At 41.2% G+C, this 14,588-nt stretch carries 12 protein-coding genes; 4 read left to right on the forward strand and 8 right to left on the reverse strand.

Annotated elements, in window-relative coordinates; genetic code table 11:
• Positions 1-30: 30 nt before the first annotated feature.
• Positions 31-2,811, forward strand: a complete 2,781-nt coding sequence (locus MB380_RS03505; RefSeq protein WP_253533386.1) for a CHAT domain-containing protein — start codon at positions 31-33, stop codon at positions 2,809-2,811.
• A gap of 100 nt (positions 2,812-2,911) precedes the next feature.
• Complete coding sequence (locus MB380_RS03510) at positions 2,912-4,147, forward strand: pitrilysin family protein (protein WP_253533388.1); 1,236 nt, start codon at positions 2,912-2,914, stop codon at positions 4,145-4,147.
• A gap of 81 nt (positions 4,148-4,228) precedes the next feature.
• Here the strand turns inward: MB380_RS03510 and MB380_RS03515 are convergent, their stop codons facing one another.
• From MB380_RS03515 to tilS, 8 genes are all read right to left on the reverse strand, one after another.
• The gene (locus tag MB380_RS03515) at positions 4,229-4,555 is read right to left on the reverse strand and encodes an iron-sulfur cluster assembly accessory protein (protein WP_253533390.1); all 327 of its coding nucleotides are present in this window, start codon (positions 4,553-4,555) and stop codon (positions 4,229-4,231) included.
• 76 nt (positions 4,556-4,631) lie between these two features.
• Positions 4,632-6,167 (reverse strand): glycosyltransferase family 39 protein, encoded by a 1,536-nt coding sequence (locus MB380_RS03520; RefSeq protein WP_253533392.1) that lies wholly within the window; start codon positions 6,165-6,167, stop codon positions 4,632-4,634.
• Between the two features lie 88 nt (positions 6,168-6,255).
• A complete protein-coding gene (locus MB380_RS03525; protein ID WP_253533394.1) occupies positions 6,256-7,326 on the reverse strand; it encodes a M42 family metallopeptidase in 1,071 nt (356 codons plus the stop codon).
• A 114-nt stretch (positions 7,327-7,440) separates the two neighbouring features.
• A complete protein-coding gene (locus tag MB380_RS03530) occupies positions 7,441-8,301 on the reverse strand; it encodes an alpha/beta hydrolase (RefSeq protein ID WP_253533396.1) in 861 nt (286 codons plus the stop codon).
• A gap of 21 nt (positions 8,302-8,322) precedes the next feature.
• Positions 8,323-9,468: a hypothetical protein gene (locus MB380_RS03535; RefSeq protein WP_253533398.1), complete on the reverse strand. Its 1,146-nt coding sequence runs from the start codon at positions 9,466-9,468 to the stop codon at positions 8,323-8,325.
• Between the two features lie 29 nt (positions 9,469-9,497).
• Positions 9,498-10,073 carry a hypothetical protein gene (locus MB380_RS03540; RefSeq protein WP_253533400.1) on the reverse strand — a complete coding sequence of 192 codons (576 nt, stop codon included), beginning with the start codon at positions 10,071-10,073 and terminating at the stop codon, positions 9,498-9,500.
• Complete coding sequence (locus MB380_RS03545) at positions 10,063-10,608, reverse strand: RNA polymerase sigma factor (protein WP_253533402.1); 546 nt, start codon at positions 10,606-10,608, stop codon at positions 10,063-10,065. Before MB380_RS03545 ends, MB380_RS03540 begins: the two co-directional genes overlap by 11 nt.
• A gap of 101 nt (positions 10,609-10,709) precedes the next feature.
• Positions 10,710-12,047 (reverse strand): tRNA lysidine(34) synthetase TilS, encoded by a 1,338-nt coding sequence (tilS, locus tag MB380_RS03550; protein ID WP_253533404.1) that lies wholly within the window; start codon positions 12,045-12,047, stop codon positions 10,710-10,712.
• A 73-nt stretch (positions 12,048-12,120) separates the two neighbouring features.
• Here tilS and MB380_RS03555 point away from each other — a divergent pair, with 73 nt between their 5' ends.
• Together MB380_RS03555 and MB380_RS03560 are read left to right on the forward strand one after the other, a co-directional pair.
• On the forward strand, positions 12,121-13,752 hold the full coding sequence (locus tag MB380_RS03555; protein WP_253533406.1) for an OstA-like protein: 1,632 nt from the start codon (positions 12,121-12,123) through the stop codon (positions 13,750-13,752).
• 172 nt (positions 13,753-13,924) lie between these two features.
• Positions 13,925-14,527: a T9SS type A sorting domain-containing protein gene (locus MB380_RS03560; protein ID WP_253533408.1), complete on the forward strand. Its 603-nt coding sequence runs from the start codon at positions 13,925-13,927 to the stop codon at positions 14,525-14,527.
• Positions 14,528-14,588: the final 61 nt, after the last annotated feature.

The following is a 14,588-nucleotide window of genomic DNA, read 5'->3' on the forward strand; positions in this document are numbered from 1 at the left end:
GTTGGAAATTTGGAAATAATTTAGTTTAATATGAGAAAGTATATTCTTATATCAGTATTTGCTGTATCTATACTGACCGCCTTGGCGCAGCCTCAAGGGAACGCAGGGCAGATTCAGAAGCTAAGATATGAGGTGTCTTCTAAGCTGAATAACCAACAAATTACCCCGGCTAAAGCCAGACAAGTGTACAAAAACCTTCAGAAAAAATTATTTACTGATAAAGACTTTAAGAATTACATAGACCTTTACTTGTTCACTGCTGTAGACATCTACGTAATTAACGATGATTACGAAGAAGCTGCAAAGGTAATTCTTGAAGGTTTAGATGATCTGAAATATATTAATGGACAGAAGCGGAACGTACTCTTTTTTGAGTTAAATGCCGAGTTGTCGGAGTATTACCGCCGAATACCTACCAAACTTGGTCTGGCCGAAAAGCATTTCAAAAAAGGGTACGATTTTTTTTTACAGCACAAAAATCTTCAGAAAGAAATACCTGCATTTATTATTACCTTTCTCAGTAACTATGGCCGTTTAATTGATGACTTGGGCGATACCGAACAAAGCTTCTACTATTTTCAGCAGGCAAGGCAAATTGCTCTTCAGGAGAAAATTACACTTAACCAATATGCCGTGCTTAGCAATATGGCTAAGTATTACAGAGAAAAAAAGCAATACGAAAATGCACTGAGCCTGTTAAAAGAGGCGCTTCCGTTAGCTGAAAGTAATGACCGGACCTCTATTGTTTACGTGTCTATCGGCCGTTGTTACAACCAGATGGATAAACCAGCCGAGGCCCTTCAGGCTTTTGCCGATGCCGAAAAATTCTACAGAAATTCTACTGAAAAGCAACCCCGGCTTTGGGTAAATATCCAGATTAACCGTGCCGAGTCTTACTTTAAATTGAATGAACTTGACAAAACAGAAAGAACCTACAAAAGTGCACTGAGAGATTTTGAGCGCATTTTTCATCATAAACAAGGCATGCAGGTTGCCCGCATTGAGAATGGCTTAAGCGAGGTATATCAAAAAAAAGGAAATGTAGAGCTTGCGCTTTACCATACCTCTAATGCCCTGCTAGCAGCCGATACTTCTTATGCGCAGCCAAATAAAAAAAGGTATACCGAGTTTGATGCCGTCAATGCCCCACAAGAGTTTTTTATAGCGCTTGACCAACGTGCTGACCTGCTGGCCGCGTCGAAACCAGCGTTATCGGCCGACACTTATCTGGAGGCCATTAAGTTTGCGGCACATCTCAGAAAAACCTTCGACATGCCGGAGTCAAAGTTGTTTTATACCGAAAAGGTGTATCCTATCTATGAAAAAGCACTGGCTAAAATTTATGAGCAATGGCGTTTGTCGAGGTCAGATGAGTGGGCCGAGAAATTCTTTTTTGCTATGGAAGCCAGTAAATCTGCAGCTTTATGGGATGCCCTGAAAAGCCAGAAAATACGGCCCAAAGAAATTGATGAAGATTTGTTGAACCAGGAAGCCACCTTAAGGCAGAAAATTGTAAAGTTGCAAATCAGACTTTTGGAGTCAGGCAATGAAAAAACATTGTCTGATTTGTCAGATACAAAAATTCAACTGAATCACCTGACCAAGAAAATTGAGCAGACATCAAAGAATTACTATAAGCTCAAGTATGACGACTACCTGATTTCGCTCAAAGAAACCCAACAGAAAATAGATAACAGCACAGCTTTTATTAGTTATTTTCTTGGCGAAAACGCTCTTTATTATCTGGTAGCAGACAGAAATTCATACGCTATCATTAAAAACAACAATTCCTTCAAAATTAGCAATGATGTACTTGACCTGTACAAAAAAGTAAATACCCCACCTAATATTGATGCCTATAAGGGCCATGCACTTGCCAGACAGGTTTATAATGACCTGCTTGCACCTGTAGAAGTAATGCTCAGAAAATCGAAGAAACTCATTGTAGCAAGGCATGATATTCTGGGTTTTTTGCCATTTGAGATTCTTGAGAAAAAGGGGAAAGGAGATTACCTGTTGTTTGACTATACCATATCTTATGCTAACTCTGCCTCGCTTCAGTTTGATGGCACCATCAGAAAATCAAAAGCTGATATTATTGCCTATGCCCCTTTTAGCGATGGAGGGCAGGCCGGTGACTACCGTGACAAAGGATTCAAGACTTTGTCGGCCTCTGCCGATGAAATAGGTGGCATTAGCGGCCAGATATACCGCGATAACAAAGCAACCAAGCTTAATTTTGAAGAAACTTACAGAAATAAGGGCATCATCCACTTTGCAACCCATGCGCAGGTTGACGACGCCGAACCCCTGAAATCGTTTATCGCCTTGTATCCTGAGGGAAAAGATTTCAAGCTTTATACACCAGAGCTGTATAACCTTTCGCTTGACAATACCCAACTTGTGGTGTTAAGCGCCTGCGAAACCGGCAAAGGAAAAATAAGAAAAGGAGAGGGTATAATCAGTCTGGCAAGGGCTTTTCAGTTTGCGGGGTGCCCATCTGTAATAACTACCTTGTGGAATGCCCATGATGAGAGCATTGCCCAATTGTCTAAAAGATTTTATTATTATCTGAAACAGGGGTATCCTACTGATGAGGCTGTCAGATTATCAAAAATAGATTTGATAAAAACCGAATCAGACCATCCTTTTTACTGGTCTAATTTTATATTGATTGGTAAATCTTCAGTTATTCATATCTCATCAGACTACGTCTTTTACCTATGGCTGGGTTCATTTGGTGTTATTATGATAGCCATGTATTGGCTAAGACGCCCGATAGCGGCCTTTTTCTCAAATCTATCCAGATAAATAGTCATTCTGCATTTTGAACCTGCATCAGAAACCTTACATTTGTGATTGATGTTATATACCATATCGTGATTGATATGTTCAAATAAAACGCAACCGAATGATAAGCTACGAGCATTTTACCCTGAAGAACGGTCTGGAAGTATACGTGCATGAAGATCACACCACCCCAATGGCGGCTGTGAATATTCTTTACAATGTAGGGTCGAGGGATGAAGATGAAAATAAAACCGGCTTTGCTCATCTTTTTGAGCATCTGATGTTTGGTGGGTCAAAGAATATTCCGGCCTATGACGAGCCACTTCAAAAAGTAGGCGGAGAAAACAACGCTTTTACGTCGCCAGATATAACCAATTATTACATCACATTGCCTGCCAAGAATATCGAGACGGCCTTCTGGCTGGAGTCGGACCGTATGATGAGTCTCTCTTTCGATGAAAAAGTGCTTGAGGTGCAACGTAAAGTGGTTATTGAAGAGTTTAAACAGAGATACCTTAATCAGCCTTACGGAGACGTTTGGTTGAAATTGCGCCCACTGGTTTACGAAAAGCATCCCTACAGATGGGCAACCATCGGAAAAGAGATTAGCCATATTGAAGAAGCCACCATGGAAGATGTAAAGGCTTTCTTTTTTAAATATTACCTGCCTAACAACGCCATATTGGTAGTAGCAGGCGATATAACAGTGGCACAAGTGAAGTATTTATGCGAAAAGTGGTTTGAGCCGATACCGGCAGGAGAGAAGTATAATAGAAATTTACCACAGGAGACTTTACAGACCCGGCATAAGTTTGTTGAAACTTCGGCCAAGGTACCTTTAGATGCTATTTACAAGGCTTATCACATGCCGGGGCGTTTTGACCCTGACTTTTATAATGCCGACTTGCTGAGCGATATATTGGGCAGAGGCAAGTCTTCAAGGCTTTATACAACACTTGTAAAGGAAAAACAGTTGTTTAATAATGTTTCTGCATACATAACAGCGTCGCTTGACCCTGGTTTGCTGATTATTCAGGGGAATCTGAATGAAGGAGTAGCTATGGAAGCAGCAGATGCTGCCATTGAAGAAATACTTGGTGAGCTGATAGATAATAAGGTTGATGCGGGTGAGTTGCAGAAAGTAAAGAACCAGAGCGAGTCAACATTGGCTTTTGCAGAGGTAGAATTACTTAACAGAGCTATGAACCTGGCTTTTGCAGCCAACGCAGGCAATGCCGATTGGTGTAATCAGGATGCAGATAAAATTGCAGCCGTAACGCCTGAGTCGCTGCAAACCATGGCAAAGCACATACTTAGAAAAGAAAACTGCTCTACCATGTATTACAGAGCCAATTGATATACTAAATAAAACAATTGCGCCATGCTATACCCAAAGGTAAAAAGCATGGCGCAATTTTATTTATCGTTCAGTAGCCTGTCAGACAGCGAAACTTTCGCCACAGCCACAGGTGCGTGAGGCATTAGGGTTTTTAAACTGAAACCCTTTACCATTAAGGCCATCAGAATAATCCAGTTCGGTACCTACCAGATACAAAAGGCTTTTTTTATCTACAAATACTTTAATACCGTTGTTTTCAAAAATATGGTCGTTAGGGCGGATTTCAAAATCAAATTTCAGGTCATACATTAAACCTGAGCAGCCGCCACCTTCTACTGCCACTCTCACACCATGGTTATCATTTAAGCCATCTTTTTGTCTTAGCTCAATAATCTTGTTTTTTGCTATTTCTGTTACAGTTACCATACCTTTTCAAAGGTTAATTGTTTTAATGCTGTCTTAAAAACGACACCGGGCATCGAAAAGTTTCGTAAATATACAATTAATGGAACGGACTTTCTATTTCTTTTACACGCTTGTTCCAGAATTGGCTGAAGCTGGTGCGTGGGTTTCGGCATAAATATACCTGTGTGCCGTATTCGCGCGCCAGCGGGTTGCTTATTTTACCAACCAGTTGTATATCAGTAAAAAGTTGCCCGATATCCTCTCCCGGTTCGTCATTTATATAAATAAAAGTATCTGTTGTGGCAGGTATGTTTCTTGGAGCCCAGAAATAATAATTATCAGAAAAACTTACAGGTTCCGGTAATCCGTATTTTTTGCCTAAAATGTTAACAGCTGAAGCCTGCCCGTAGTTTTCGCAATAAATAAGTATACGGCTTTTGTCATTAATCCGGGCATACCCATCGGCAGTAATCTTTGTCAATTCCTCCCAGCCCAGCATATCTGAGTAGTCCTGAGGTAATGCATGAATTTTACCGTCTTCATGCCTCAGTAGGCCTTCCATACCATATTTGCTGGTAAAATTTTTAAAGTACACGGCCAGATTCTCAGGCGTATCAGTGGGTATTCCCATAGGTATCAGAAAAACACTGAGGCCTGCAAGTACAGTGGTAAATGCTGCTCTTAAATACCATTGTTTAAGGTGGTTTTCCCACCAAACGGCTCCGGCGGCCAGGCATAGCGGGAAAACGCCCGCGGTATAATAACCTTTGCCTTTGGCTAGCAGCAAAACAATAATTACCACCAATATGGCAACAGCCAACAGGCGATATTTTTTTAGTTGTTTATAGAAAAGCAAGGCTCCAAAGCCTGCACAGGTAATCAGAAAAAAGATACCCGGCATGAGTAGCTGCTCTTTTAAGAAGTTGGCGCGGTCTACGTACACCAACTGGTGTTTGTTAAGTGCACTCAGGTGCTTTATGCCTGAAAGCCCGTTACTTAATTGCCAGACAATATTGGGCGAGGCAATGGCGATACATAAGAGCATGGCAAACAGGAATGTCTTTTTGCTTAAAAGCTTTCTTTCATTGCTTACTAAAAAGGCAATTATCAGGCTGATAAGCAAAAGCACAATGAGGTGTTTATTCAGAATACCCAGGCCGGCAGTTATTCCAATCAGAATCAGAAATTTATCCTGTTTTGACTTCAGGTAAAGAATGGTAAAATAAAACAGGAGTGTCCAGAAAAAAATATCAAAACAAACCGGTTGATAGAGGTAAAAAGGGCGTACAAAGACCGGCGCAAGAAAAATACCCAATACTGTTAACAACTGCGCAAAAGTTTTGCCGCCCAGCTCTTTACAGATTCTGGCACTCAGCCAAAGTATGGCCCCACCTAATATAGCCGGTATAATTTTAATAGCCAGTGCAGAGAAACCAATGGTTTTCATGAGTAAAAATGCAAGCAGGCCAACCAAGGGTGGCACAGATGCATAACCTGCCGCAGGATGCGTACCTAAAGAGAAATACAGGAGTTCGTCCCGGTGAGGTTCAAGGCTATCATAAAACCATAAGTGAAAACATATTTTAAGCAGGGCAAGGGCTGGTATCAGCCAGTTCATGTATCTGGGTTGCATAAGTATAGCTTTTTCAGTAGCAAGTTAAAAAAATTACATAAAAAAAGCCACCCTTTTATGAAGAGCGGCTTTCTTGCGGTATCAGCAGTTATTTGATATAGCTGAAATCCTGTCCTGCTTCCAGTTTCAGCAGAATCTCATAATACAAATCAATACAAGCCTGAATGTCATCTTTATGGCACATTTCTACCGTTGTGTGCATATACTTTTGCGGCAGAGAAATAAGCGCCGAAGCTACCCCTTCAGACGAATACGCGAAAGCATCGGTATCAGTGCCGGTAGAGCGGCTTGCCGCAGCTCTCTGGAAAGAGATAGACTTTTCTGTGGCTACGTCAATCATGAAGTTCAGCAGATTGTTCTGTACTGCCGGGCCATAGGTTAAAACGGGGCCACGGCCGCAGGCAATGTCACCATCCATTTTTTTGTTATACATCGGCGACTGCGTATCATGCGTTACATCGCAACAAATAGCTACATCGGGTTTCAGTCTGCGCGAAATCATTTCAGCGCCCCGAAGGCCGATTTCTTCCTGCACCGAGTTAACAATATATAGTGTGTAAGGTAACTGAATGTTATTTTCTTTCAGCCTGCGTGCTACCTCTGCTATGATATAACCACCCATGCGGTTGTCTAAGGCACGGCCTACATAAAACTTATTATTCAGTTCCATCAGGGTGTCTTCAAAAGTAATTACACAACCTACATGGATGCCCATTTCTTCTACTTCTGCTTTTTTGGCTGCACCTACATCAATAAAGATGTTTTTCAGCGATGGTCTTTCCTCTGTAGCTGAGTCACGCACATGAATAGCCGGCCAGCCGAAAATACCCTTTACAATACCCTTGCGTGTATGAATGTTTACTCTTTTAGATGGCGCAATCTGGTGGTCGGACCCACCGTTACGGCGCACATAAATGTAACCGTCTTCTGTTATGAAATTCACAAACCACGATATCTCGTCTGAATGCCCCTCTATAACCACCTTGTATGGTTGGCCGGGGTTAATAACGCCCACTGCCGTTCCGTAAACATCAATTAGTTGCGTATCAATGTAAGGCTTTACGTAGTCAAGCCAGATTTGTTGTCCTGATGCTTCAAAACCGGTAGGTGAAGCATTGTTTAAATATTTGTAAAGAAATTCAATATTTGGTTCTGCCATAATTTTTAACCCTTTGGTGTAAAATTTTCACAAAGGTATAGAATATTGTGAATTTACCTCAGGACAAAATGCATTTTGGAACGCCAAATTACTGGTTGCTCCACTCATTATAGATTAACTGCCAGGTTGTTTATAAAAGCTTTGCAGTGCTTTTATATAGGTAATGAGGGCTGTATCCATGTGGTCAAGGTCATTATAAATGCTGTATTGCAGATTGACATTGGTTAGTTTGGATTCAGCGATATTCTGCGACAGTTTTTTCACGGGTTCGATGTTCCATTGCCGGTCTTCTTTGCCACCTGCCGATATAAATATACTCAATTGATTTTTAGTTTTTCTGTCTTTGAGGGCATCAGTAAGTTGATTAAGGTAGTAGTTATTATACCATAAACTTGGGCTTGCTGATGCAATGTTATCAAAAGCAGTGGTATTGGCGCTCAATTGATTCAACAGTGCATATAATGTAAAATACCCTCCGAACGAATGCCCCAATAATGCCCGGTGCTTCGTTTGGGTTCGGAAACGGGTATCAATGTGAGGTATCAACTGTTTTGTGATGAAAGTGTTGAAATTTTTGCCGCCACCCGGACTCTTCATTTCGTCGGATGGTATAGCTGCCGGATATAAGTAATCTCTTTCCCGCAGAGAATCCATAGCTGCAAAAGATTTGTATCCAATGCCCACCAGTATCATGGGTGGTAACAAACCGGCGGTTTCATATTGTTTTACTACTTCTGCCAGCATCGGGAAATAGAAGTTGGCATCCAGCACATAAACTGTAGGATACTTTTCATCCGGCTTTTTATAGTATTTTTCCGGTAACTGAATTGATATATTGAAGGTGTCTTTTACGGCTTCGGCATATACGCGGTGTTCGTGTTTAAGCGGTTTAGGATTGTTGTTATCAGCCTTGTCTGTAACTGAACAGGCATGTAAAGTGATTGTGACTACTAAAACTAAAGGGAAGAGTTTCATGAGTTTTTAAGTTTATTTACATTAAAATCCTACAGCCACACGCAGCCCCACGGGTGATTGATTACTAAAAAGATTGATTTCAGGCTGTAGTTTAAGATATGAATTGACCTGATACCAGGCGAATAGCTTAAGCGATTTTTCGGCATAGCCGGCAAATATTCCGGCTTTCAGGTCTAAATCATTCTTTTTACCCTTGTTCGTAAAAAACGTCATACCCACAAAAGGCATATATCTGGTGCTGAACTGATAGGTATTGTCTGCTTTGCGCTCATGAGGAAAGTAGGCCTGAGCGCCAAGAACAAACCCTTTTTTAAGGTACCTGCTTGACACCAGGCTTATACCCAAAGTGGCTGAAGGAACAATTTTATCCTGATAGGTGCCTACGCCTATGTCTCCATGAAATTCCAGAAAATCTAATAGTGCAGCCCCCACTACGTCTGACTTGATTTTCTGATTCACCACATCGTTTTCTACTTTTACTGTTTTCCACGGGTAAGCATCTTTTCTTTCATTTTGCGCTCTTTCAACGGCTTCTATTATGGCCTGATTGAGATTAATCTCCAGGATGTCCCCTATATCATCCAGGCTGTTCAGAACAAAAACAAATTGCTGATGAGGATATGTTTTAAAAACCCTGTTATGAGACTTTACCAGTTCAGATGCCGCCTTGTTGAGATAATTGACCAGCACCAGCGTATCCTGCAACAACTGCACCTGATGCACTTCTTTGTCTGGCGCTATTTGCAGCACCTCTTTTTGCGTATAGTAAAGCACATCAATTAGCGGCCGACCACTTACAAACTGATTCTGTCCGTAATAAGTAATTTTCTTAACGGCGTCTTTCCTGAAACTGCCTTTTACCAATTGGTAGTCTGCCCAGAAATTCCTTAAAAGTGAATCGGCATTCAGCTTTAAGTCAAATTCTTTTCCTTGAAAATCAATCAGCAACCTGTTTTTATGGCCAAAATGAATGGTTACTTTATTGTTATTTTTAATCACATCCTGCTGCTGAAATACATCTGAACGTTTACCGAAGTCTTGCAGCAGAACAGGAGGGCGGATGCCTTCCAGCACTGTCATTGTATCATATCGGGCTTTTGTCTGGCAAATGCCTCCGGCAGCAATGCCCGTGAGAAGCATTGAGAGAATAATGAGTGTTCGAAACATGATGGTTTGTTTTTAAATATATGAATTAATCAGGGCAGGTTTCTGGCTGCGAATCTTACTTTGAATTTAGGTTGCGGAATAGCTTCGTTTTCGGTATTGGATATTTCGTTGACATGAACCGTCTTGAATTTAGGCTTGGTGCCGGCCATAACAGGTAGCTGAAAATGAATAGAATCTTGCCTGTTAGCATGAGTAGCCATAACAGGCTCCGGCATCCTGACTGTCATCACTTCGATTTCAGGCTTTATCTCTTTTACAGGTGCTGTAATTGATTTCTTAGTCAGATTTTGTTGAAGCGTTTTTGGTTTGGGGGCAATAGTCTTTGCAATTGTTTGCGGCTGCACAATTGATTTTGGTGGTTTTATTGCAGCATTGTATTCAATAGGTTGAACAACAGGTTTTTTAAAGATTAAAGCCCAAACAACCAAACCTGCCATACAGGCAGCTATGGCAACCCATTTTAACCAGCCAAAGGGTTGGGGTTTGTGCATGTTTTTTTGTAATTCTCCCCAGAACAGACCCTCGTCGAAACCTGAGTCTTTGGGGAGATTGTCTTCCGTATCTGCTATTTTCTTACGGAAGAACTCATCTAGTTTATGTTCCATAATGATAGCCTAATTTTGAGAGTCCGTCCTGTAAAATTCCACGGGCTTTATGTAATTGCGTTTTAGATGTGTTCTCGCTGATGTTCAGTTTCTCAGCTATTTCTTTATGGCTGAAACCCTCAATGGCATAGAGGTTGAAAACCGTACGGTAGCCGTCTGGCAACTTTAGCACCAACTGATAAATCTCTTCTTCGGCAAAACTTTCAAATGCAGAAAAATCGGTGTGCGGTTCTTCATCGTTTATTTCTTCCATTGCTACCCAGTTCATTTTTCTTTGTCTGATAAACATGAGGCACTCATTTATCATCAGTTTTTTAAGGTAGGGTTCCAACGTGTTTTCGCCGCGGTACTCAATTCTACCCACAGCATTAAAAAATTTCAGAAAGCCGTTCATCAGTAATTCCTGTGCATCTGCCTCTACTTGCACGTACCTTACACACAACCGGAACATCCGCTTCACGAAACGGTCATACACACGTTTTTGTACAAACGGGTTATGTTTTTTCAGTTCCTGTATTATTATGGTTTCCTGCATCAGGTAGTATTAAGTAATGCTTTCAATAGTATATATGCAGTTATAGATGCAGAAGTTGCCCGGTGTAGAATTTTTTTGAAAACAATGTATAATACCGGTGTTTACTGACCGATTTCGATTTTCAAAAATGATTGTGTGGCAGGGGTAATTTTAAATCGGTCGTCGGGTCTGTGGCCCACCAGCCAGACGATAAGGCTTCCGGAAGTCAGCACAAGGGTAGTTTTCTTCTGAGGCAGGGGTACTTTTTTGTCTACCAAGAAATCGCTCACTTTCTTTTGGCCTTTCATGCCCAATGGAATAAACCGGTCGCCATCCTGCCAGCGGCGGATACTCAGCGGGAATGCCAGTTTGTCGGCATCCAGCCATAATACATCAGGGCTTTTTTCAGAAACCAGATAAGCCCGCCATTCTTCAGCAGTTACTTTGCTAATTCTAAATTGCCAACCATGGTATTCAATAACAGAAGCATCTTTTTGAATCTGAACTTCTTCAAAATCGGTAGTTATGTTTGCCGTAATAATAAGATGCACACGGTCTTTTACCAGTGTGTGGGTGTCTGAATAAAAGATTTTGCCTGAAGGTTTATCTAAAGCCTGATATATTTCTTTTGATTGGAAATAATTAAAGCCAAACTCTTTGAGTAGTTCTTCCAGCAAATAGGCGGCTGATTGTTGCGTTTGAATTGCACTGATGTTTAAAAGAATAGAATCGCCCTGGGTACTTAAAACGGCTTTTCTGAAGGCATCAAGGCTACCAAGAAAAATACCTTCAAGCGCTTGCAGGCGTTCAATATTACGGGCAAAGGTTTGCTCCAGATTGGGGTTGATTTGCTTTAGAAGCGGTACCACCTCATTGCGCAACAGATTACGTTGGTAATCGTTTGAGCCATTGCTGCTGTCTTCTCGCCATTTTAAATCCTTGCCAGATATATACTGTTCAATATCTGCCCGCGAAGCAAAAAGCAAAGGTCTGATGAGGTATTGCTTTTTTGCCTGTATACCTCTTAAACCAGCTATGCCTGTACCTTTGGTAAGATTGAGCAGAATGGTTTCAATGCTGTCATTTAAATGATGTGCCGTGGCAATATATTGGCTTCCGGTTTGTAGTCTTATCTGTTCAAACCATTCATAGCGCATTTGTCGCGCCGCCATTTCAATAGATAATTTATTTGCTTTGGCAAAAGCCCGGGTATCAAATGCAACAGTATAGAATGGCACGCTTTTTTGCTCACATAATTGCTGCACAAATAAGGCGTCTTTGTCTGAGTCTTCGCCACGCAACCTGAAATTGCAATGGGCAACGGCAAAATTAAACTTTGCTTCAAGAAACAAATCAAATAGCAGCACAGAGTCTTTGCCGCCGCTTACAGCCAGCAGCACTTTATCGGTGGGTTCGAAAAGACTTTGTGAGTTAATATATGTTAAGAAAGCATGAAGCATAAACCTATTTAAGTACTTTTGCAGACAAAATTAGAATATTGCATACAAGATGTTGAATATTGGTCGGAAAAATATGAGATTAATTAAGTTGAACAAATCGGGCAGTGTATTACTGTTAACGTTTTTCTGTTTGTTCGGCGCCATTGTATCTTATGCCCAGAAGCCACTCAACCCGCCAGCGCCTACTGCCCCGAAAGCGCGTATTACATTACAACATGCCGACTCCGTGATGCTTTCTAAACAGGAGCCCTCAGATACCCGCCAGTTTATGGGGCATGTGGCGTTTCAGCACAAAGGCTCTGTTTTGTATTGCGACCTGGCCACTCAATATGAAGCTACCAACACAATTGAGGCTTTTGGCAACGTGAAAATAGTGCAGGGAGACACCCTGACCATAACAGGCGATTCGCTTTTTTATGATGGCAACACACGTTTTGCCAGAGTTACAGGTAGAAAAGTAGTGCTTACAGACTCTAAAGTTTCACTCACTACCCGAATTATGGAGTACGAAATGGCACGGAACAGGGCGTATTATCCGGTTTGGGGGGTAATCGTGCAGGATTCCAGTACGCTTACCAGTCAAAAGGGCTTTTATAATACCCGTTCTAAAATTTTTAATTATAAAGACAACGTAAGGATAGACAACCCCAAATATACCATTACTACCGACAGCCTGCAGTATAACGCCAGAACAAAAATGGCGCTTTTTAAAGCCCCCACACTCATAAAGAGTAAAGATGGTGATATTATGGCCAACAGCGGCAGTACTTACAATACCCAAACGCAGAAGTCGAACCTGAAGGGGAGGTCTAAGGTGGTAAATGAAAATTATACATTGGTAGGCGATACACTGATGTTTGACCAGAAGACGGAGTCTGGCGTGGCCAGAGGCAATGTAGAGTTGGTGTCAAAAAAAGACAAAGTGGTTTTAACAGGCAATAAAGCAGATAGAAACGGGCAAACCGGTTTTACCAAAATAACCGGCAATGCTATTATGCGCAACGGCTCTGAGAAAGACACACTTTACCTGAGAGCAGATACTTTGTATGCTTATGAAGCGGTAGACCAAAAGGCTAAAATCAGAAAAGATACTGCCCGCCGCGAGAAAAAGATGGAAAAGCTGATTGCCAGCGGTAATGTGCAGGTTTACAGAACGGATATTCAGAGCAAGAGCGATTCTTTGTTATATGACCTTAAAGATTCGGTAATTCATTTCTTTACCAAACCGATATTATGGAGCCCGCAGAATCAGTCGGAAGCAGATACCATTCACGTGCACATGAAGAACGGAAAAGTAAGCAAGATGTTTATGGTTAACCAGGGATTTGTGATTGCCAAAGATACGTCTCAGAATTTTAATCAGGTAAAGGGTAGAAAAATTACAGCCTTGTTTAATAACGAAACCCGCATTGAGCAGGTAATTGTAGAGGGCAACGGACAAAGTATTTATTATGCATTAGACGACAAGAATAAACTAATTGGTGTCAATCATGTCGAATGTAGTAAAATGAATATCAGGTTTAGAGAGAATCAGGTAAAACGAATCACCTTTGTAGGTAAACCCGATGCAAAACTGGTGCCGCCCAAAGAACTGACCAACAGCGCCAACCGGCTGGACGGGTTCAATTGGAGAGAGAGTGAAAAGCCTACCAAGGCGGCTGTTTTATGCGAAATACCCAAGGCAAAACAGGTACCGAATCCTTAAAAAATGTTAAAATAAGTGTTAAACGTTAAAGTTTAAAACTTATTGCAACCATTTGATCATAAAAATCGTCCTTATATCAAAAATCTGTTGGTTTTTTTTACGGCCTTGTTTACATTTGTATAATACCACTCCGTCACATAACTAATTTTGTAATAGGTTTCTAATTTTAAGTATGGTAAAAGTTTTACGGAAATATATATTTGTGTTGATTGGTTTAGCCCTGCTATCAAACGACGCCCTTGCTCAGGTTGAGAAAGGGAAGTCTCGTTTGGATATCGGTAAAAAACCAGCCGCCAAAGTGAATGCCCAGAAACTGAGCTTTGTGGCTAAACCCATGCCAAAAGAAGTTAGACTGGACAAACCTGCTGCGGTTAATCAATACTTCAGGAATGCACTTTTGAACGGCTCGTCGAAGCCGGGGGCTAAAGCAGCCACAATAGAAGCCGTTACCTTTAATACTGATAAAACCCTTGCCAATGGTACCGAGCATAGTGATAAATTGTTTGCCAACGAAAAAATTTCGGTTTCAAATATTTATCCTAATCCGGCTAATGATTTTGCCGTTTTTGATTACTCAATAACCGGCAACCTTAATAATGCCAGCATGGCTTTTTATAACTTGTTAGGTAACGAAATAGCCAGTTTTGAATTAGATAAAAGCGACCGCAAATTGAAAGTTAACACTACCAATTGGGACTCGGGCGTTTACCTTTATCAGCTGGTGGTAGATAATAAAAAAGTGGTTACCAAAAAACTACTGGTAAGACACAATTAAGCATTATTGAAAGATATATTGATAGGGAAGCGTTTGCCGCTTCCCTATTTTTTTGGAAAAG

The organism is Emticicia sp. 21SJ11W-3 (assembly GCF_024138715.1).
Classification (GTDB): Bacteria; Bacteroidota; Bacteroidia; order Cytophagales; family Spirosomataceae; genus Emticicia; species Emticicia fluvialis.

What these genes read in the sequence shown, in the direction of transcription:
- MB380_RS03515 (WP_253533390.1), bottom strand. Translation starts at nt 4,555, where the DNA reads ATGGTAACTGTAACAGAAATAGCAAAAAACAAGATTATTGAGCTAAGA.
- MB380_RS03505 (WP_253533386.1), top strand. Translation starts at nt 31, where the DNA reads ATGAGAAAGTATATTCTTATATCAGTATTTGCTGTATCTATACTGACC.
- MB380_RS03525 (WP_253533394.1), bottom strand. Translation starts at nt 7,326, where the DNA reads ATGGCAGAACCAAATATTGAATTTCTTTACAAATATTTAAACAATGCT.
- MB380_RS03555 (WP_253533406.1), top strand. Translation starts at nt 12,121, where the DNA reads ATGAGATTAATTAAGTTGAACAAATCGGGCAGTGTATTACTGTTAACG.
- MB380_RS03560 (WP_253533408.1), top strand. Translation starts at nt 13,925, where the DNA reads ATGGTAAAAGTTTTACGGAAATATATATTTGTGTTGATTGGTTTAGCC.
- tilS (WP_253533404.1), bottom strand. Translation starts at nt 12,047, where the DNA reads ATGCTTCATGCTTTCTTAACATATATTAACTCACAAAGTCTTTTCGAA.
- MB380_RS03530 (WP_253533396.1), bottom strand. Translation starts at nt 8,301, where the DNA reads ATGAAACTCTTCCCTTTAGTTTTAGTAGTCACAATCACTTTACATGCC.
- MB380_RS03510 (WP_253533388.1), top strand. Translation starts at nt 2,912, where the DNA reads ATGATAAGCTACGAGCATTTTACCCTGAAGAACGGTCTGGAAGTATAC.
- MB380_RS03545 (WP_253533402.1), bottom strand. Translation starts at nt 10,608, where the DNA reads ATGCAGGAAACCATAATAATACAGGAACTGAAAAAACATAACCCGTTT.
- MB380_RS03520 (WP_253533392.1), bottom strand. Translation starts at nt 6,167, where the DNA reads ATGCAACCCAGATACATGAACTGGCTGATACCAGCCCTTGCCCTGCTT.
- MB380_RS03535 (WP_253533398.1), bottom strand. Translation starts at nt 9,468, where the DNA reads ATGTTTCGAACACTCATTATTCTCTCAATGCTTCTCACGGGCATTGCT.
- MB380_RS03540 (WP_253533400.1), bottom strand. Translation starts at nt 10,073, where the DNA reads ATGGAACATAAACTAGATGAGTTCTTCCGTAAGAAAATAGCAGATACG.